Origin of the sequence: Streptomyces sp. PU-14G, from assembly GCF_041028275.1 — a bacterium.
Lineage (GTDB): Bacteria > Actinomycetota > Actinomycetes > Streptomycetales > Streptomycetaceae > Streptomyces.
The window spans coordinates 1-19,186 of sequence record NZ_JASKYT010000148.1 but is presented as its reverse complement, the minus strand read 5'-3'; the positions used below and the strand labels follow the sequence as shown (position 1 = coordinate 19,186).

Below are 19,186 nucleotides of genomic sequence, written 5' to 3'. Positions count from 1 at the left end.
GAGCAACCCTACCGGGGGCGTGAGGCGTCCTGGCCGGCTGCCGGGTCCTGTGACCAACGCCCCGCCAGCCACACCCCCGGCCCCTCCGCCAGGCAGCGCCTCAGGGCGGCCCCGCTGCTGGGCACCATGCGGTCGGGGAGCGCGTCGGTGGGCACCCAGCGGACCGCGGAGTGCTTGTCCGGCTCCCGGTTGCACGGTTCGCCGCGCCAGCGCTGCGCCTCGAAGACGACGACGAGGTAGCCGTTCGGGGCCTCCACGCCCCACGGCCCGTGGACGACGTGGGCGAGCGCCAGGTCCTCGGGCGCGACCGTGATCCCGGTCTCCTCGCGCAGCTCCCGCACGGCGGTGCACGTCACCGGTTCGCCCGGTTCGCTCTTTCCGGTGGGCAGGTCCCACAGGCCCTGGCCGAACTTCGCCGCGGGGCCGCGCTCCAGCAGCACGACGCGTCCGGCGGCGCGGTCGTGCACGAGGACGGCCGCCGCGAGCAACGTCATGGCCCCCGAGGCGGGTTCGGGGCCTCCTGGGTCCGCGGGGAGTGCCACGGGGTGTCCTTTCCTCCGGTGTCCGGGCGGCGGGCGCCGCGCTCCCCGGTGATTGTCCGGGACCCGGCGCGCCCGGTGGCCACGGTGCGCACATCCGCCCACGTTCGAGCGCGTGCGGTTCTGTTTCGTGCCCGCGCGGTTCTGTTTCGAGCGCGCGCGGTTCTGTGGGGTTCCGGGGGGAGTTGAGGAAGGAGGGGCAACCCTGCGGACGCCTCGTGTGTCTCACGTACGAACGACCATCGCACCGGTCCCGGCCCGTCCCCGCAGCCAACACCCGCTCGCTGCGCCGGGGGTTCGGAGCGTACGACCACAGGAGGACACGTGCTCCACCGCAACAAAGCCACCGCCACGGCCACCGTCGCCCGCGTCATCGGGGTGACGGCCGCGCTGCTGGCAGGCTCCACCGCCGTGGCCGGACAGGCCTACGCGGCACCCGCCGCGGCGGCCGACGGCAGCGCCGCGACCGCGTCCGGGGCCGCCGCGCCGAAGGCGGACTTCGACGGGGACGGATACGCGGACACCGTCAGCGGCGCCCCCAAGGCGACCGTCGCGGGCAAGCAGTACGCGGGCTACCTCACCGTCACCTACGGCTCGGCCAAGGGCACGAGCACCACGAAGCGGCAGCTCTTCAGCGCCAACAGCGAGGCCGTCCCCGGGGGCGTGGAGGACTACGGGAACTTCGGCGGCCAGACCGCGGCCCGGGACTTCGACGGGGACGGGGTCACCGACCTGGCCGTCGCCGGCGGCGGGGGCGCCGTCATCCTGTGGGGTGAGAAGGGCAAGGGTCTGACCACCGGCAGCAAGGTCTCCGCCGACGGCGGCGCCCAGCTCGCCGCCGGCGACTTCGACGGCGACGGGAAGCCGGACCTGGCACTGGCGGGCGGCCAGTTCGACGACACGGTGGAGGTGCTCTACGGCGGCTTCACCCGGGAGGGCAAGCCCGCCAGGACCGGCCAGGTGAAGACCGGCCACACCTTCGCGCCCACGTCGCTGACGGCGGGGGACGTCACCGGGGACGGCGCGGACGACCTGGTCACCACGCACGCGTTCGAGGAGATGTCGGAGTCCAGCGAGTTCTACGCGGGCTCCCAGGACGGCCTCGTCGACAAGGCGCAGGACGTGGACGACGCGGAGACCGCCGTGATCGCCGACGTGAACAAGGACGGCTTCGGCGACCTGGTGGTCCGTACCGTCCCCGGCGGCGTGGTGGAGGATCTGCCGCACGACCACGGCACCCTCAAGGTCCTCTACGGCTCCGCGCAGGGTCCGGGCGCCGAGAAGACCGCCACCCTCACCCAGAACAGCCCGGGCGTGCCCGGCGCCAACGAGGAGGGGGACGAGTTCGGCAAGGCGCTGGCCGCGGGCGATGTCAACGGGGACGGATACGCGGACATCGCGGTCGGCGTGCCCGGCGAGGACATCGGCAGCGGCGCGGCGGGCAAGGACACCGGCGCGGTCGTGCAGCTGCTGGGCGGCGAGGACGGCCTGACGGGCGCCGGCGCCAAGAACTGGGACCAGGGCACCGCGGGCGTGCCGGGGGCCGTGGAGGCCGGGGACCGCTTCGGCGGGGCGCTCGGCTTCGGCGACACCGACAACGACGGCCGTGACGACCTGGCGATCGGCGCCCCGGGCGAGGACGGCGACGCCTCGGCCACGGACGCGGGCGCGGTGTGGGTGCTCCGGGGCGCCGGCGGCGGCCTGACGGCCGACGGCGTCGTCTCCTACGGTCCGAAGGCCCTCGGTGGCCCCGAGAAGGGCTCGGGGCTGGGCTCCGCCTTCTCCCGCTGACCCCCCCCCGCTGACCTCCCGCTGACCGTAGACACCGGTGCCGGGGTCCGACCTCCCGGAGGTCGGACCCCGGCTTTTTCGCGTCCGACCGGGCTTCGCGTTCAACTGGTCGCGGCGCGGGAGGTACTGAGGCGGCGTCACCTTACGGGTGAGGACACGGCGACGCACCCTGAAGTCGTTGTCATGTCCTAACCACGTCGGTACTGTGACGGGCTCAGGCGCCTCAGCTCCATCCCCCCACCACAGGAGCAGCCATGTCCCCTGAGTCCCCTCGCACCCATGTCCGACGGCGCGGCAGGCTGAGCGCCGCCGCCCTCTCCGCCGCCGCGGCGGCGGCCCTCCTGGTCACCGGGTTCGGCGGCCAGTCGGCCACCGCCGGACCGCCCGGCGGCGGCGAGCCCGGACCGTCCATGAACGAGTCGTTCACCTCCGCCGCCGAGGAGTACGGCGTCCCGCGCGACCTGCTGGCCGCCGTCGGATACGGCGAGACCCACTTCGACGGCCATGACGGCAAGCCCAGCCAGGCGGGCGGGTACGGCGTGATGCACCTGGTCAGCAACCCCACCAGGCACACGCTCGAAAAGGCCGCGCAGCTCACGGGCGAGCCCGTCTCCGAGCTGCGCGAGGACACGGACGCCAACATCCACGGCGGTGCCGCGGTGCTGCGCGCCTACGCGGACAAGCTGGGCATGAACGCCAAGGAACGCCGCGACGTGAACGCCTGGTACCCGGCCGTCGCGCGCTACGGCGGCACGACGGGCGCGACCGCGAAGCTGTACGCCGACACCGTCTACGACCTGCTGGAAGACGGCGTGCGCGGCACGGGTCCGGGCGGCGAGAAGATCACCGTGGCCGGCCGCGACGTCCACCCCGACAAGGGCGGGGTGAGCGCCTCCTCCCCCGCCGCCGAGAGCCCCGACTACCCGGACGCCACCTGGACCCCCGCCGATCCCGCCAACTACCGGGCGGGCCGCGCCGAGAAGCTCGACAAGATCGTCATCCACGTGACCCAGGGCTCCTACGCGGGCTCCATCAGCTGGTTCCAGAACCCCGAGGCCAAGGTCAGCGCCCACTACGTCGTGCGCTCCTCGGACGGCGACGTCACCCAGATGGTGCGCGACGCGGACACCGCCTACCACGCCAAGAGCGCCAACGCCTCCTCGCTGGGCATCGAACACGAGGGCTACGTCGACGACCCGTCCTGGTTCACCGACGCCATGTACCGCTCCTCCGCGAAGCTGACCCGCCACCTCGCCGACAAGCACGGCATCCCGCTGGACCGGCAGCACATCATCGGCCACAGCGAGGCGCCCGGCAACGACCACACCGACCCGGGCAAGCACTGGGACTGGGACGCCTACATGAAACTGGTCAAGGGCTGACCCTTCCCGCGGGACCCGGCGCGAGCCGGGTCCCGTGCAGCTCCCAGCCGGAACCCGCGGCTCTCAGGCGGACCCCGCGGCCCCAGCCGGAACCCGCGGCTTTTCAGGCGGACCCCGCGGCCCCAGCCGGAACCCGCGGCTTTTCAGGCGGTAGCGGAGGCCACGAAGAACGGAACGGCGATGAGGAGGCGGCCGGTCTCGGCGCGTCGGCGCTGCTCGGCGAGCCACGCGTCCGCCTGGTCCCGGCCCACGGCGCCCCCGGCACAGGCCGGCTCGACGAGTCTTTCGAGCAGCGAGAGCATCGCGGGGTCGGTGAACACGCTGGTGTGCACCTCGACCGCGACCTCGTCGAAGCCGCCGTCCAGGAGCAGGCCGCGGTACTGGCGGCCGGCGCGGGGCGTGCCCAGGAGGTCGGCGCGGGCGTGCACGAGCGTGCGGGTGAGCGTCGCGTTCTCCGAGTCGATCATGAGGGCGTCCCAGTCCTGACCGAGCAGGACGATCCTGCCGCCAGGGCGCAGGACCCGTCGCGCCTCCGCCACCGCGCGCCCCGGCTCCCGCAGCACGTGGAAGACCTTGTCGGCACGGTAGCCGCGCACACTTCCGTCGGCGAAGGGCAGATCCTCCGCCCCCGCCTCCCGGAACTCGGCCCGCGGCCACCGCTCCCGGGCCGCCGCCAGCATCCGACGGCCGGGATCCACGCCCACCGCATGGACGCCGCGTTCGGCCAGCTCGGCGACGGCGCGCCCGGCGCCGCAGCCGACGTCCACGACGGTCGAGCCCGGGACGGGAGAGAGCAGTTCGTAGGAGCGGGCCCGCAGCCGGGTGGCGTCCGGCATCCGGTCCGCGGAGTCGAGGACGGCGAGCAGGGTTTCGGTGTCGCGGTGTTCTTCGACCGCTTCTTGATACCTGGACATGCACGTGATGCTGCGACTTAATGCCGACATGAAGTCAAGCGGAGACGGCGGCGCCGGCACCCTGAGCATCGGCGCCCTCGCGGCACGGTTCGGCCTCGCCACGCACGTGCTGCGGCATTGGGAGGCAAGGGGCCTGCTGAGCCCCGCGCGGGACGCCGGCGGGCGCCGCCGCTACGGCGCGGACGACCTCACCCGGGTGGCGGCGATCCTCGTCATGAAGGAGGCCGGGCTCGGCCTGGACACCGCCAGGAGCCTGTCCGCAACCTCCGACCGCGCCACCCGGCGCGAGATCCTGCGTCCCGCGGCCGAAGAGCTCCGGTCGACAATCGCGGCGGCCCAGGCCTCGTTGGAACTCATCGAGCGCGGCCTGACGTGCGCGTACGAAGACGTCACCCGGTGCCCGAACTACCGCCGGGCCGTCTCCGCACACATCGGCCCCGACGCCAGGCCGGGAAGCCGGTGAGCGGCGCCGCGGCGCCGACCTCATGAGACTTCGCACCTAGGCCGTTTCTGATGGCTCTTGGTGGTGGATCGGTGTGGTGCGGGGCAGGTGTCCTGCATGGTGCGACGGCATGAGCTGAGTGATGCGCAGTGGCAGAAGATCGAGCCGTTATTGCCGGTCAATGGCAGGCCAGGTGGGCAGTGGGCCGATCACCGGAGGGTGATCAACGGGGTGCTGTTCCGTGCCCGCACGGGTGTGCCCTGGCCTGACCTGCCCGAGCGGTACGGCCCCTGGCAGACGGTCTATGAGCGGCACCGCCGCTGGTCGGCGGACGGGACATGGCAGCGSWTCSWSGCSACSCWGTACCGCCGCCGCAGTGCCGTCGAGCGGTGCGTCAACAAGTGGAAGCAGTACCGCGCGGTGGCCAGCCGCTACGACAAGCGCGACTACATCTTCAACGGCACACTCGCCGTCACAGCGATCAACATCTGGCTCCGCGACACCGTCCAAGAGCCATCAGAAACGGCCTAGGGCCGAAGAACGAGCGGGCACCGGCCCCTCGGCAGGTGTCGGGTGACGCGCCCGGCACTTACCGTGGGGCGCATGTCAGCGTCCGAGACCCCGCAGGCCGAAGAACCGGCCGCCCTCCGCAAGGAGTCCGTGCTCAGCGCCGCGCACCGGCCGCTGACGCTCGGCATCGTCTCCGTCGTCCTCCTCATCGCCTTCGAGGCGACCGCCGTGGGGACGGCGATGCCGCTGGCCGCCGACGAACTGGACGGCATCTCGCTGTACGCGTACGCGTTCTCGGCGTTCTTCACCACCTCCGTCGTCGGCATGGTCACCTCAGGGCAGTGGTGCGACCGGCGCGGACCACTGCCGCCGCTGGCCACCGGCATCGCGCTGTTCGCCGCCGGCCTGGTGCTCTCCGGCACGGCCGCCGCCATGTGGATCTTCGTGCTGGGCCGCGCCGTGCAGGGCATCGGCGGCGGACTCGTGATCGTGGCGCTCTACGTCACCGTCAGCCGCGCCTACCCCGAACACCTGCGCCCCACCGTGATGGCCTCCTTCGCCGCCTCCTGGGTGGTGCCCTCCATCGTCGGCCCGCTGATCTCCGGAACCGTCACCCAGCATCTCGGCTGGCGCTGGGTGTTCCTGGGCATCCCGGCGCTCGTCGTGGTGCCGCTGCTGGTGATGCTGCCGCCGCTCAGACGCCGGGCCTCGGGACCGCCGGAGGGCGCCACCGGCGACGCGGCAGCCACCGGAGCCGACAGGCCCGGCAACGCCGACGCGCGGCGCATCCGGCTCGCCCTCGCCGTCGCACTGGGCGCGGGGCTGCTCCAGTACGCCAGCCAGGACCTGAGCTGGACGGCCGCGGTGCCCGCCGCCGCGGGCATCGCCCTGCTGGTGCCCTCGCTGCGGGTGCTGCTGCCCCGCGGGACCGTCCGGGCCGCCCGCGGTCTGCCCGCCGTCATCCTGCTGCGCGGTGTGGCCGCCGGCTCGTACGTCGTCGCCGAGAGCTTCGTCCCCCTGATGCTGGTCACCCAGCGCGGCCTGTCCGTGACCATGGCAGGCCTCACCCTCGCCGCCGGCGGCGCGACGTGGGCCCTGGGCTCCTTCACCCAGTCGCGGCCCCGCATGGAAGCCCACCGGCGGCGTCTTGTACGGCTCGGCATGGCCCTGGTCGTCGTCGGCATCGGCTACACGCCGCTCGTGCTCGTCCACTCGGTGCCCGTGTGGTCCCTCGCCCTGGCCATGGCAGTGGGCTGCTTCGGGATGGGGTTGACCATCTCCTCGCTGAGCGTGCTGATGCTGCGGCTGTCCGCCCCCGAGGAAGCCGGCCGCAACTCCGCCGCGCTCCAGCTCTCCGACGGCCTGTCCAACGTGCTGCTGCTCGCGGTGACCGGCGCCGTCTTCGCCGCGCTCGGCGGCGGCTCCGTCACCGTCGGCGCGTCAGGGCCGCACGGGGGGTCGGGGGCCGCCACGGGCGGCGAGCCCGGCGCGTTCGCGGCCGTCTACGCCGTCTCGGCGCTCGTCGCCGTGGCGGGGGTGTGGGTGGCGGGGCGGCTCCGCCCCCGCGAGGCCGCCGCCGCACGCACCGACGGCGGGAGCACCGCCCAGCCCCGTGAGACGGCGTCCGAAGAACGGCCGTCCGGCGAGCGACCGTCCGAAGAACGGCCGTCCGGGGAACGGCCGTCCGGCGAGCGACCGTCCGAGGAGCGGCCGTCCGAGGAACGGCCGTCCGGCGGCGCGGGCAGCCCGGCGGCCGTCCCGGTCGAGCCGAACAGCTGATCCAAAAGCCCGGAACCCGCCTCGACCCCCACCCCCAAATTCCGCTTATGGTTTGGTCATGTTCGACTCGCGGCACATCCAGACCTTCCACGAAGTCGTGCGCGCGGGCTCCTACTCCGCCGCCGCCCGCGCCCTCGGCTACACCCAGCCCGCGATCACCCAGCAGATGAAGGCACTGGAGCGGTCCGTGGGCTCCCCGCTCTTCCTCCGCGTCGGGCGGAGGATGCGGCTCACCGAAGCCGGGGAGACGCTCGCCCGGCACTCCGAGGTGATCCTGGAGACCATCAGCACCGCCCAGCAGCAGATGGAGTCCCTCACCCGGCTGCGCGCCGGCAAGGTCACCGTCTGCGCCTTTCCCAGCGCCGGGGCCACCCTCGTCCCCGAGGCCCTCGCCACGCTGGCCGCCGAGCACCCCGGCATACGGGTCGAGTTGCGGGAGGAGGAGCCGCCCGAGTCGCTGCTGCGCGTCGTACGCGGCGAGTGCGACATCACCCTCGCCTTCACCTACCCCGGGCTGCGCGAACAGGTGCCCGAGGAACTCGTCGAGATCCCCCTCCTGGAGGACCAGCTCACCGTCCTCCTCCCCACCGGCCACCCCCTGGCCCGGCGCCGCGCCGTCAAACTCGACGCGCTGGCCGGCGAACGGTGGATCGCGGGATGCCTGCGCTGCCGTACCAACTTCCTGCACGAGTGCGCCGAACTCGGCTTCGCCCCCGAGATCGCGTTCACCACCGACGACAACCTCGTGGTGCAGAGCCTGGTCGCCGAGGGCCTGGGCATCGCCATGGTGCCCGGGCTCGTCCTCTCCTTCCTCGTCCACGAGAAGGTCACAGGACGCGCCCTGGACCCCGCCTCCCGGCGCCAGGTCTCCGCCTACGTGCTGCGCGAGCACCTCCGCATCCCGGCGACCGCACGCGTACTGGACGCCCTCCGCAAGACAGCGGACCGGCGCGTGGGCTGCTGAGGCCCACCGCGCCCCGGCGCCCGGCCCGCGACGCCGCTCTCTCCCCACCCCCTCACCCATAAGCGCCGCTGAGGGAAACCCCAACGAACCGTCGTTGGACGCCGTGGAGACCCGGCACGACGCTGCCCGTATGACAGCGACGACGACCGAGACACCCACCCCCACGACGGAGCGGCTGCGCGCCCTCATCGCGGACGTGCGCGAGGCCGTCGGCCGGGGCCTGCCCCCGGACGTGACCGCCTACCTGGTCGGCGAGAAACTCAGCCCCCACCTCGGCGCCGAGGGCCTGCTGACGCCCGCCCAGTGCGAGCCCGACCCCGCGCACTACCGCCAGCACGTGCTGCACGCCGAACACGACGGCAGCTTCTCGCTCGTCGCCCTCGTGTGGCTGCCGGGGCAGGGCACCGCCATCCACGACCACGTCTCCTGGTGCGTGACCGGCGTCCACCAGGGCGAGGAGCACGAGCGCCGCTACCGGCTGCTGCCCGCCGAGGCGGCGGGCGGCACCGCCCGCCTCGTCGCCACCGAGGACGTCGTCAACCCGCTCGGCGCCGTGTGCGGGTTCGCGCCGCCCGGCGACATCCACCGGGTGTGGAACGGCGGCGACGGGCTCGCCGTCTCCCTGCACGTCTACGGCGCGGACATCTCCCGGCTGGGCAGCAGCGTCCGCCGCGTCTACGACCTGCCCGCCGACGCCTGATGGCGCTGCTGGGCCAGGGCGACCGTGCCGGCGCGGCCACCTCCCCGGGGCCGGCGGGGCCGCGGTCTCCCGCGTCCCCGCGGCCGGCCCGGAGGCCGAGCCGGCTTCCCGGCCTCGCCCTGGCAGCCCTCGGCGTCGTCGCCGCCTCCGCCGTCCACCTGCTCCTCCCCGCCGTGCCGATGCTCACAGCGGCGGTGGTCCTCGGCATCGCCGCCGCCCACCTCCCCGGTGTACGCGGGCTCGTCCACGGCGCCGCACGGCCGGGGCTCACCCTCGCGGGCAAGCGCCTGATGCGGCTCGGCATCGTGCTGCTCGGTCTCGAGTTGAGCCTCGGCGACGTACTCGGTCTCGGCTGGGCGACCGTCGCCATGGTCCTGTGCGTCGTCGCCGCCACCTTCGCCGGCACCGTCTGGCTCGGCCGCAGGCTCGGCCTGAGCGGCGACCAGCCCGTCCTCGTCGCGACCGGCTACTCCATCTGCGGCGCCTCCGCCATCGGCGCCGTCAGCGACGTGAGGGGCAGCGAAGAGGAGGACGTCGCCACCTCGGTCGCCCTCGTCACCCTGTGCGGCACCCTCGCCATCGCCGTGCTGCCCCTGCTCCAGGGCCCCCTCGGTCTCGACGCCGGGCAGTTCGGGCGCTGGGTCGGCGCCGGCGTCCACGACGTCGGCCAGGTCGTCGCCACCGCGCAGACAGCCGGGCCCGACGCGCTCGGCCAGGCCGTCCTCGTCAAACTCCTCCGCGTGATGATGCTGGCCCCGCTCGTCGCCGCCATGGCGCTCGCCCTGCGGCGGCGCAAGAGGACACCCGCCGGGGCCAAGAGGCCGCCGCTCGTGCCGCTGTTCATCGTCGGCTTCCTCGCCCTGGTGGCGCTGCGTACCACCGGGTGGCTCCCCGGCGCCGCCCTCGACGGCGCGGGGTGGCTCAGGGAAGTCCTGCTGGCCGCAGCCCTGTTCGGGCTCGGCAGCGCGGTGCACCTGCCGACGCTGGCCAGGACCGGCGGCAGGGTGGCCGCCCTGGGGCTCTGCTCCTGGCTCGTCGTCGCGGGAGTCTCCTACGGAGGCGTCCTCCTCACGACCTGAGCCTCCGGGCCCCCGGCTGTGAGCGGGCGACGGGCTTACCCGCCCACGGCTGCCTGGGGGCGGATGGGCAGGCGGTTGACCGGCCGCCCGGTGGCGGCACGCACCGCCGAGGCCACCGCGGCGGGCGCCGTGACGACCGGCACGGTCGAGGCGGCCTTCGCCCCGAACGGCGCGACGACGTCCCGCTCCTCGATCAGCTTCACGACCCGGATGTCGGGCGCGTCCAACGCCGTGGGCAGCGCGTACGCCGTGAAGTCGGGGTGCCGCACCTGCCCCTTGGCGACGCGCAGGTGCTCGGTGAGCGCCGCCCCGATGCCCTGGGTGATCCCGGCCTCCAGCCTGGCGTGCAGCTGCCGCGGGTTGAGAACGGCCCCGACGTCCTGCGCGAGCGCGACCTCCACCACCCGCACGGAGCCGAGTTCGATGTCGACGTCGACGACGGCCCGTACGGCGGCGAAGGCGAGGCCGACGAACGCGTCCCCCTGCCCCCACGCGTCCAGCGGTTCGGTCGGGTGGGGGCGGCACTGGGCGGTGGCCCACAGCTCCTTGCCCTCCAGCACCTCCGCGACCGTCGTGGAGAGGACACCGTCGTACGAGGTGATCTTCCCGTCCGCCACGCTCAGCAGTTCCGTGGACATGCCGAACTTGGCCGCGAGGGGCTGGAGCAGTTGCGTGCGCACCATCTTCGCCGCCCGCTCGACGGCTCCGCCCGACACCCAGGTGTGCCGTCCGCGACCGCTCGCACCGGACGGGGGCTGGTCGGTGTCGACGGACGCCACGTGGACCTCGTCGATGCCGAGGACGTCCTGCACGATCTGCCGCGCCAGCGTGTCGAAGCCCTGTCCGGCCTCGACGGCGGCGCACATCACCGTGGCGACGGGCCCGTTGACCTTCACCGTCGCCGTGGAGACCTCGTCGGTCCCCTCCGCGCCGAGCAGGTGCACCATGCCGAGCGCGTAGCCGACGCCGCGCCGGACGGCCGAGGGGTCGCCCGCGCCCTCGGGCCCGCCGGGCAGCAGCCAGTCCTCCTCGGGCGCGTCCTTGGGCAGCGGCGGGAGCGGCGCCTCGCGTACGGCGTCGAGCAGTTCGCCCACCGGTGCCGGGCAGGTCACGGTCTGGCCCGTGGGCAGCAGGTCACCGGTGGCCAGCGCGTTGCGGGCCCGCACGTCGGCCGGGTCGAGCCCCAGCCGTTCGGCGAGCTTGTCCATCTGCCCCTCGTAGGCGGCGCACACCTGGAGGGAGCCCTCGCCGCGTACGTGGCCCGACGGCGGGTTGTTGGTGCGCACCACCCAGCCGTCGATCACCGCGTGCGGCACGACGTACGGGCCGCACGCGAAGGAGACGGCGGTGGCCAGCGCGTCCGCCGAGGTGTCGGCGTACGCGCCGCCGTCGAGCAGGATCTGCGCCTCGACCTTCACCAGTTTCCCCTCGCTGTCCGCGTGGTGGCGGTAGCGCAGGAGGGTGGGGTGGCGGTGGGTGTGGCTGAGGAAGGACTCCTCGCGGTTGAGGGCGATCTTCACCGGGCAGCCCGTGCGCATCGCCAGCAGCCCCAGCGGCACGTGGAGCCCGGCGTCCTCGCGGTCGCCCATGGCCCCCGGCACGCCGGTCACCACGATCTTGACCTGCTCGGGCGGCAGCCCGAAGCAGGCGGCGGCCAGGTCGCGGTCGGTGTGCGGGTCGGTGGTGGCGGTGTAGATCTCCACGCCACCGTCCGGGCGGGGCACCGCGAGCGCCGCTTCGGCTCCGATCGGCGCCGGGTCCTGGCGGCCGACCCGGTAGAGCCCCTCCACGACGACATCCCCGCTCACGTCCGGGTCGCCGTAGCGCAGCGGGATGTGGCGCAGCAGGTTGCCGTCCGGGTGCAGCGGTTCGGCCTCGAACGACTTCTCCGGGTCGGTGACCGGCTCCAGCACCTCGTACTCGACGGCGATGGCGGCGGCGGCCAGCCGTGCGGTGTCCGGGTGGTCGGCGGCGACGGCGGCGATGGGCTCGCCGTGGTAGCGCACCACGTCACGGGCGAACGCGGGCTGGTCGGCGATCTTGCGCCCGTGCGCGGCGTCCCCGGGGACGTCGGCGTGCGTGACCACCGCCTGGACCCCGGGCATCCTGGCGGCTTCCTCGGTGTCGATGGCCAGGATGCGCGCGTGCGGGTGGGGTGAGCGGTGCACCGCGGCCCACAGCAGCCCGTCGGCCCACAGGTCGGCCGCGTACGGGAAGGTGCCCTGCGCCTTGGCGTAGGAGTCGGTGGGCAGCACGGAGGCGCCCAGGCCGTGCGGCTCGGGCTCCGCACGCGCGCTCGGGGGCAGGGGGGTTCCGCCCGGGGGCGTCGCCGTCGCGGCACCGGCGCCCGCGCCTGCGCCCTGCCCGGCGCCGGTGTGGCCGTCAGCCGTCTGAGTCATACCGCCGCCTTTCCGTGCCCTTTCCGTGCGTGCGGGTCCCACGCCGCGTCACGAGCCGCCGCCGTTGTCGGGACGCCCGGGGTGTTCGGGGTGCCGGTTCTGGTGCGGGATGTGCGCCGCCGGATCGTACCCGTAGTCCCCGGCCTGCGGTCGGCCGTAGGCGTCGTACCCGTAGGCGTCCTGCTGCCCCGGCTCGGGAGCGACGGGGACCCCGTGGACCCCGTCACCGTAGGTGCCGTGCTCGTACGGGTCCTGCTCGTAGGAGCCGTGCTGGTGCTCGTACGTCCCCTGGGCCCCCTGGGCCCCCTGGTTCCAGGTGTCCTGCCCATAGGAGCCGTTCGGGTAGGAGCCCGTGCCGCCGTGCTGTTGACCGTATACGCCCTGGCCGTGTGAGCCCTGGTCGAACGCCGCCTGGCCGTTCGGGTCCTGGCCGTGTGAGCCCTGGCCGTTCGGGCCCTGGTCGTACGCACCTTGGCCGTACCCGCCCTGGTCGTTCGCGCCCTGCTGGAACGCGCCTTGCTCGTACGCGTGGTGCGGAGGCTGGCCGTGCGGGGGCTGGCCGTGCGGGGGCTGTCCGTGCGGGGGCTGGCCCGGGGCGGCGGCCTCCTCGTGGGACACCGCGTGCGCCGCCTCCGCCTCGGCGGCCTCGCGCTCCGCCTTGGCAGCGCGCTGATCGACGACCGTGCGGACCGCGTCCAGCACCCCGCGGTAGCCCGAACACCGGCACAGGTTGCCGCTGATCGCCTTGCGGGTCTCCAGGTCGGTCGGCGCGTGGTTGCCCTCCAGCAGGTCGTGCACCGTCATCGCCAGTCCCGGCACGCAGAAACCGCACTGCACGGAACCGCTCTCGGCGAGCGCGCACTGCACGTCGGAGGGCCCGCCGTCGGCCGACAGCCCTTCGACCGTGCGCACCTCGCTGCCCGCTGCCGTCGCGGCGGGCACCAGGCACGCTGCCACCAGCCGCCCGTCGACCTGCACCGAGCAGGCACCGCACTCGCCCTGCGCACAGCCGTCCTTGGCACCGGCCAGGCCCAGCCGTTCGCGCAGCACGTACAGCAGCGACTCACCGATCCACGCGCTGGCGACGGGCCGGTCCACGCCGTTGACGTGCAGGACGTAGGAGACGTGCGGGTGTTCGTCCTCCGTCTCGACGGCCTCGGGCACGGCGTCCACGACAGCCTCGGTCTCGCCCGCGCCGTCGTCAACGGCACCGCCCTCAACGGCACCGCCATCACCAACACCGCTGTCAACGGCGCCTTCGGCTGCGGTTTCGGCGTGCGGTTCGGCTTCGGTGCCCGGCCCGCTCTCGGACCCCGGTCCGGCTTCGGTACCCACCGGGCCGGTGGGGCCTGCGGGTTCCGGCGCCTGACCGCCGGCGGGCTCCCCGGCCTCCCCGGTCTTCCCGTTCTCTTCGCTCTCCTCGCTGTCCGCGCTGTCCGCGCGGGGCCCGGGGGCCTCGGGCGCGTCGGAGGCCTCATCTCCCCGCGGAGCAGCCTCGTCAACGGTCTCCCCGCCGGGCTCCGGGCCCTGGGTATCGGCCGGGGACGGCTGCGCGTGCGGCGGGAAGACCGCCTGCCCAGGCGCCGCAGCAGGCCCCCCCGGCTCGGGCGCGGTCTCACCCAGCGGCGTGACCTCCGCGTCGGTACGGCTCTCCGGCTCGGCAGGCGGCGCGGGCGGCTCGGTCGCGACGATCTGCGCGGGAGGCCCGTCGGCCCCGTTGCCAGCCGCCCCGTCGCCCTCGGCAGCTCCGTCGCCCTCGGCCGCCGCGTCGGCGCCGTCGGGGCCGGCCTGCGTCGGAATCGTCGACGAGAGACCGGGCGTGGCCGCGGGCGCGGACCCGTCGTCCCCCGTGCGGCCCGTCGCGCTGTCCTCGCGCACGCCCGGGGCCGGAGTCCGAGCAGCACCCGGCTCGCCCGACGGGGCGCTGGGGAAGGCGTAGTGCGACGGGCGCACCGGCTCGCCCTCCTGCGGCCAGCCGGGGACGCCGGTTCCGGCAGCGCCGGTCTGCCCGGCGAACTCCTGGGACGGCATGGGCCCCGGGCCCGGCTCGCCCCAGTGCGGGGCCGGCGCGGGCGACGACGGCACCCACGAGTGCTCCGCGGCTCCCTGGTCCCCGGGAGCGACGTCGGACGGCGACGGCGAAGCGGGCGGAGCCGAGGACGCTGACGGGGACGGGGACGCTGACGGGGAGGCGGTCTCGCCGGGTACGCCCGGCGCGGGCGCGTCCCGGACGACGCTCTCCTCCCGGGCCACGCCCGTGCCCAGAGGGCGGCGGCCGGTACGGGCCTCGTGCGAACCGGCGAGCGCGGCGGCTGCGGAGCCGCCCGGGACGTGGCCAGCGCCGTGGCCTTCTCCCTGGCTCTCCCCGCCGTACGCGGGCTCGCCGCCGAACACGGAGCCGTGCCCGGCTCCTTGCGGCCCCGCTCCGTGCGCTTCGCCCTGGTAGCCGGACTCGGGCCCGGCGAACGGCAGCACCCAGTGCCCCGCGGAGGCGGGGTCGGTGCCGACCGCGGGCGGCAGCGGTACGCCGGCGGTGCCACCCGCCGCCGCATCGGCCGAGGCCTGGGACGGGTCGATCGCGGGCGGGGTGTAACCGCCCTGTCCCGTGCCGGGAGCGGCCAGCGGTACGTCGTCCTGGAAACCGCCGGGCGGCAGCTGCACGAACGCGGTCGCGTCGGCGTCGTACTCGCCGCCGCCCCAACTCCGCGGCACGTGCTGCCCGTACGCCGGGTCGGCGGCCTCGGCCCCGTACGGGGCATACGGGGCGTTTCCGCCGCCGTGTGTCGCATACGGGTCGTTGCCCCAGGCACCGGTGGCGTTGCCGCTCTCGTCTGCGTCCGTGTGCGCGTTCACGTGTCGTCCGTGCGGGTCCGCACCCGCGTGCGGGCCCACGCCCCCGTTCCGGTTTCCGTTCCCGTTGCCTTGTGGTGTGCCGCTCATGCGAGAGCCCTCCCGAGTCCCCGGCGGGCCAGTGTCGCCACCGTACGCCGCAAGTGCAGCGCCGCGGGCGGAAGCTGGGGCACCGCGCCCGCGGCCCCCTCCTCGCCCTCCTCCGGTGGCGGGTCGGGGATGCAGGCCATGGCCACGTACTCCCCGAAGGCGCTCAACGCCTCGGGCGCCAGGGCCCGCCGGCCGTCCCAGTCGATGAGCGAGGCGATCCAGCTCTCGGCCTCCAGGGGGCGCAGCGGCATCGGCGCCACCGCACCCACGGCACAGCGCACGTGGCGCCGCATCGGGTCGAGCACGACGGCGACGGACGCCAGCGCGCGGCTCGGCCCGGTTCGGCTGGTGGCCTTCAGGAACGTCTGCGGGGCGTGCAGCAGCGGCACCTTCACACAGCCGACGACCTCGCTCGGCTGAAGCATCTCCATCCCCGCCAGCAGGTGGCTGACCGGCAGCTCGCGGCGGGCGCCCTCGGGGCCCGCGAGGGAGAGGGTCGCCTCCAGCGCCGCCAGCACGGGCAGCGCGGGAACGCTGGGCGGCAACATCGTCCGCCGGTGGGCGACGCGCTGACGATGTTGCCGCCCAGCGTTCCCGCGTTGCGGATCTGCGGCGGCCCCGCGGCGCGCGCGGCGGCGGCCAGCGCCGGGATCAGTGCGGCGAAGTCCGGGCGGCCCATCCGGGCGTGGGTGAGGCCGGCGCCGAGCACCGCGTGCCCGTCCTGGTACGACCAGCCCCTGATCTCGCTGATCCGGCCGAGCCCGACCAGCGCGGCGGGGCGCAGCTGCCCCGAGTTGACCTCGCACATCAGATCCGTGCCGCCCGCCACGGGGACCGCGGCGGGAACCGTCGACAGTGCCGAGACGGCCTCGTCCAGGGTGGTCGGCAGCATGACAGGGGGCACAGCCTGCGCGGCTCGGCCGCCGCCTGGTGCATGCCGTACGTGCGTGCTCAACCTGCTGCCCCTTCCCCGACCTACCGGGCTTCCGGCTGCACTGCCGTACGGTACGTGCTCACAGCCCGGACGAGGCAACTCTGGCATATCTCGGCCCGTGGCCGACACGAGGGCCAGCAATGGGCCCTTTCGCGCGGTAAGAGCCCACTCCTCCTTCTTCTCCCTTTCCACGGGGCTCCGTCCCCCACCACGGACGACGGCGGCCTCGGTGGCAGCCGGAGGACCAGCGTGGAAGAGCCCCGGCGAGCAGCGGGTTCTCAGTCGAGGGGGCGGCCGGGGATACCGGGCCGCCGCTGCCAGGGGCGGGGTCCGTCGAGGGGGCGGTACTCGACACCGGCGGCATCCAGACGCGGAAGGTGCGCCTCCGCGAGCCTGGCGACGAAGTCGTCGTAGGCGCCGCCGGGGCCGCTCCACGCCACCTCCGCGAGCGCGGCGAGCCGTGGGAAGACCTGATAGTCGACGCGTTGCGTACTCTCCGCGCACTCCGTCCACATGTTGGCCTGCAGGCCGAGCACCCGCTCGCCGCGCCCCCGTTCGGCGAGCCGCTCCGGCACGGGTGCGAACCCGTACACGTCGCGCAGGGAGGCGACGCGGCCGAGGGGCACGGGCTCGTCCGGCCCGTGGGCCTGCCGCCGGTCGAGGTACAGCTGGTGCTCGGGGCACATCACCACATCGTGTCCCGCTTCGGCGGCGGCGACACCGCCGTCGGTGCCCCGCCAGGAGGAGACGACGGCACCGGGGGTGAGGCCGGGCCCTTCGAGAGTGCCGCCGTCGAGGATCTCGTCCCAGCCGACGAGCCGTCGTCCGCGCGCGGCGAGCCACCGGTCGAAGTGCCGCACCATCCAGACCTGGAGCGCGTCCTCGTCGCGCAGGCCCTCCTGGGCGATGCGGGCCTGCGCCACGGCCGAGGCCCGCCACTCCTCCTTGGGGGTTTCGTCGCCGCCGATGTGGACGTAGGGGGAAGGGAAGACGTCGAGCACTTCCTCCAGTACGTGTTCGTAGAAGCGCAACACGTCGTCGGTGGGGGCGAGGAGGTGGGGGCTGACGCCCCAGTCGGTCCACACGCCGAGCGCGGCGGTGTCGACGGCGTCCGTGCTGCCCAGGTCGGGGTAGGCGGCGATGGCCGCCTGGGAGTGCCCAGGGAGCTCGATCTCGGGGATGACGGTGATGTGGCGTTCGGCCGCGTAGGCGACGATCTCGCGGAGGTCTTCCTGGGTGTAGTAGCCGCCGTGGCGGCGCTCGTCCCACAGGGGGGAGGCGCGGTGTCCGACGCGGGTGCGGGGCCGCCAGGCGCCGGTCTCGGTCAGCCGCGGGTAGCGGCGGATGTGCATGCGCCAGCCCTGGTCGTCCGTGAGGTGGAAGTGGAAGACGTTGAGTTTGTGCGCGGCGAGCAGGTCGAGGAGGCGCAGCACGCCGTCCTTGGGCATGAAGTGCCGGGCGACGTCGAGCATCATGCCGCGCCAGCCGAAGTGTGGCGCGTCCTCGATGCGGCAGCGGGGCACGTGCCACTCCTGCCCGTGGCGGCCCGCGCGGCGGAAGGCCGCCGGTGGCAGGAGCTGGCGGAGTGTCTGGGCACCCCAGAAGACTCCGGCGGCGCCGCCGCCTTCGATCAGCACGCGGGCGGGGGTGACGTCGAGGCGGTAGGCCTCGGCGTCCAGCCCGTCGTCGACGCGCAGTTCGACGGTGGTCCGGGCGGTGGGCTGAGCGGCGGACTCAGCGGTGGGCTCAGCGGTCGCCTGCACGGTGCCAGGACCTTCGCGGAAGGGCAGCACGGTGTGGCCGCGCAGCCAGCGCGCGACGCCGTGGGTGGCGGGTTCGGCGACGAGTGCGGTGTCGGTGTTCCACACGAAGGGCGGCCCGTCGGCTTCCCGTACCTGGCGGGCGCGCGGCACGAGTGAGGCCAAGCCAGTGCCCGGCATCTTCGGTCCTCCTATTTCACGGCGCCACCGAGGCCCGAGACCAGGCGCCGGTGTACGCAGACGAAAAAGACGAGTACGGGCAGTGTCATGACCGTGGAGGCGGCCATCACCCCGCCCCAGTCGGGTGTTTCGGTGTCGAAGAAGACCAGCAGCGCCATGGGCAGGGTGGAGTTCTCCGTGGCGCTGATGATGAACGACTTGGCGAACAGGAAATCGTTCCAGGTGGAGATGAAGGAGAAGACGCTCGTGGCGACGAGGCCGGGAAAGACGAGGGGGAAGAGGATCTGCCACAGGAAGCGTGTCCGGCTCGCGCCGTCGATGAATGCCTGTTCCTCCAGCGCCTCGGGGACGGCTTTGACGAAGCCGCGCAGCATCCAGATCGCGAAGGGGAGGGAGAAGGCCAGGTGGGGCAGGATGAGGGAGAGCAGCGAGTTGAGTGCGCCCACGTCCCGCATGAGGAAGAACAGCGGAATGGTCAGCGCCTCGACCGGCACCATCTGGGCGGCGAGGAAGAGCACGAGCAGCGTCGTGCGCAGCCGGAAGCGGAAGCGGGTGACGGCGGTGGCGGCGAGGAAGGCGATGAGCGCGGAGGCGAGGACGACGGCGCCCGCCACCAGCAGGCTGTTGAGGAAGTACCGCCCGAATTCCTGCTGGGCGAAAACGCGTCGGAAGGAGTCGAGGGTGGGGGTGAGCGTCCAGGGGACGGGCCGGTCCGAGCGGATCTCGCCGGCCGGTTTGAACGCCGAGAGGACCATCCAGTAGAGCGGGAAGGCGACGAGGAGCGCGATGAGTACGGCGGCGCATTCGGCCGCGAGTCGCCAGGGTTTCCGTACCCGGCGGCGGATGCGGCGGACGGGGCTATGGGCCGGGGTG

Annotated in this window: 12 protein-coding genes and 3 pseudogenes; 8 read left to right on the top strand and 7 right to left on the bottom strand. The window is 74.1% G+C overall.

The features are described from left to right. Positions 1 to 8 precede the first annotated feature (8 nt). The gene (locus tag AB8Z75_RS18625) at positions 9 to 494 is read right to left on the bottom strand and encodes an NUDIX domain-containing protein (RefSeq protein ID WP_369203392.1); all 486 of its coding nucleotides are present in this window, start codon (positions 492 to 494) and stop codon (positions 9 to 11) included. Positions 495 to 863: 369 nt separating this feature from the next. On the opposite strand from AB8Z75_RS18625, the gene AB8Z75_RS18620 reads away from it, so the two are divergent. After that, positions 864 to 2,330 carry an FG-GAP-like repeat-containing protein gene (locus AB8Z75_RS18620; protein ID WP_369203388.1) on the top strand — a complete coding sequence of 489 codons (1,467 nt, stop codon included), beginning with the start codon at positions 864 to 866 and terminating at the stop codon, positions 2,328 to 2,330. Between the two features lie 254 nt (positions 2,331 to 2,584). Then, positions 2,585 to 3,709, top strand: a pseudogene (locus tag AB8Z75_RS18615) (N-acetylmuramoyl-L-alanine amidase); the annotation flags it as partial. A gap of 146 nt (positions 3,710 to 3,855) precedes the next feature. On the opposite strand, the gene AB8Z75_RS18610 reads toward AB8Z75_RS18615, so the two are convergent. Next, positions 3,856 to 4,626 (bottom strand): methyltransferase domain-containing protein, encoded by a 771-nt coding sequence (locus tag AB8Z75_RS18610; protein WP_369203386.1) that lies wholly within the window; start codon positions 4,624 to 4,626, stop codon positions 3,856 to 3,858. A gap of 28 nt (positions 4,627 to 4,654) precedes the next feature. On the opposite strand from AB8Z75_RS18610, the gene AB8Z75_RS18605 reads away from it, so the two are divergent. From AB8Z75_RS18605 to AB8Z75_RS18580, 6 genes and pseudogenes are all read left to right on the top strand, one after another. Beyond that, positions 4,655 to 5,089, top strand: coding sequence for a MerR family transcriptional regulator (locus AB8Z75_RS18605; protein WP_369203384.1), 435 nt, complete (start codon positions 4,655 to 4,657; stop codon positions 5,087 to 5,089). A gap of 99 nt (positions 5,090 to 5,188) precedes the next feature. Beyond that, a pseudogene (locus AB8Z75_RS18600) lies at positions 5,189 to 5,416 on the top strand (transposase); the annotation flags it as partial. Positions 5,417 to 5,671: 255 nt separating this feature from the next. Further along, positions 5,672 to 7,357: an MFS transporter gene (locus AB8Z75_RS18595; protein ID WP_369203382.1), complete on the top strand. Its 1,686-nt coding sequence runs from the start codon at positions 5,672 to 5,674 to the stop codon at positions 7,355 to 7,357. 58 nt (positions 7,358 to 7,415) lie between these two features. Beyond that, positions 7,416 to 8,321: a LysR family transcriptional regulator gene (locus AB8Z75_RS18590; protein ID WP_369203380.1), complete on the top strand. Its 906-nt coding sequence runs from the start codon at positions 7,416 to 7,418 to the stop codon at positions 8,319 to 8,321. Positions 8,322 to 8,451: 130 nt separating this feature from the next. Beyond that, positions 8,452 to 9,021, top strand: coding sequence for a cysteine dioxygenase (locus AB8Z75_RS18585; protein WP_369203378.1), 570 nt, complete (start codon positions 8,452 to 8,454; stop codon positions 9,019 to 9,021). Continuing rightward, entirely contained in the window at positions 9,021 to 10,100 is a 1,080-nt protein-coding gene (locus AB8Z75_RS18580) for a YeiH family protein (RefSeq protein ID WP_369203376.1), read from the top strand. Before AB8Z75_RS18585 ends, AB8Z75_RS18580 begins: the two co-directional genes overlap by 1 nt. A 35-nt stretch (positions 10,101 to 10,135) precedes the next feature. Here the strand turns inward: AB8Z75_RS18580 and AB8Z75_RS18575 are convergent, their stop codons facing one another. From AB8Z75_RS18575 to AB8Z75_RS18555, 5 genes and pseudogenes are all read right to left on the bottom strand, one after another. Continuing rightward, positions 10,136 to 12,499, bottom strand: a complete 2,364-nt coding sequence (locus tag AB8Z75_RS18575) for a molybdopterin cofactor-binding domain-containing protein (RefSeq protein WP_369203374.1) — start codon at positions 12,497 to 12,499, stop codon at positions 10,136 to 10,138. 48 nt (positions 12,500 to 12,547) lie between these two features. Beyond that, positions 12,548 to 15,352 (bottom strand): 2Fe-2S iron-sulfur cluster-binding protein, encoded by a 2,805-nt coding sequence (locus tag AB8Z75_RS18570; RefSeq protein WP_369203372.1) that lies wholly within the window; start codon positions 15,350 to 15,352, stop codon positions 12,548 to 12,550. Positions 15,353 to 15,435: 83 nt separating this feature from the next. Beyond that, a pseudogene (locus AB8Z75_RS18565) lies at positions 15,436 to 16,331 on the bottom strand (xanthine dehydrogenase family protein subunit M). Between the two features lie 320 nt (positions 16,332 to 16,651). Beyond that, on the bottom strand, positions 16,652 to 18,313 hold the full coding sequence (locus AB8Z75_RS18560; RefSeq protein ID WP_369203370.1) for a beta-N-acetylhexosaminidase: 1,662 nt from the start codon (positions 18,311 to 18,313) through the stop codon (positions 16,652 to 16,654). A gap of 11 nt (positions 18,314 to 18,324) precedes the next feature. Then, complete coding sequence (locus tag AB8Z75_RS18555) at positions 18,325 to 19,158, bottom strand: carbohydrate ABC transporter permease (protein WP_369203390.1); 834 nt, start codon at positions 19,156 to 19,158, stop codon at positions 18,325 to 18,327. Positions 19,159 to 19,186 lie beyond the last annotated feature (28 nt).

What these genes read in the sequence shown, in the direction of transcription:
- AB8Z75_RS18595 (WP_369203382.1), top strand. Translation starts at nt 5,672, where the DNA reads ATGTCAGCGTCCGAGACCCCGCAGGCCGAAGAACCGGCCGCCCTCCGC.
- AB8Z75_RS18560 (WP_369203370.1), bottom strand. Translation starts at nt 18,313, where the DNA reads ATGCCGGGCACTGGCTTGGCCTCACTCGTGCCGCGCGCCCGCCAGGTA.
- AB8Z75_RS18580 (WP_369203376.1), top strand. Translation starts at nt 9,021, where the DNA reads ATGGCGCTGCTGGGCCAGGGCGACCGTGCCGGCGCGGCCACCTCCCCG.
- AB8Z75_RS18610 (WP_369203386.1), bottom strand. Translation starts at nt 4,626, where the DNA reads ATGTCCAGGTATCAAGAAGCGGTCGAAGAACACCGCGACACCGAAACC.
- AB8Z75_RS18625 (WP_369203392.1), bottom strand. Translation starts at nt 494, where the DNA reads ATGACGTTGCTCGCGGCGGCCGTCCTCGTGCACGACCGCGCCGCCGGA.
- AB8Z75_RS18590 (WP_369203380.1), top strand. Translation starts at nt 7,416, where the DNA reads ATGTTCGACTCGCGGCACATCCAGACCTTCCACGAAGTCGTGCGCGCG.
- AB8Z75_RS18585 (WP_369203378.1), top strand. Translation starts at nt 8,452, where the DNA reads ATGACAGCGACGACGACCGAGACACCCACCCCCACGACGGAGCGGCTG.
- AB8Z75_RS18575 (WP_369203374.1), bottom strand. Translation starts at nt 12,499, where the DNA reads ATGACTCAGACGGCTGACGGCCACACCGGCGCCGGGCAGGGCGCAGGC.
- AB8Z75_RS18605 (WP_369203384.1), top strand. Translation starts at nt 4,655, where the DNA reads ATGAAGTCAAGCGGAGACGGCGGCGCCGGCACCCTGAGCATCGGCGCC.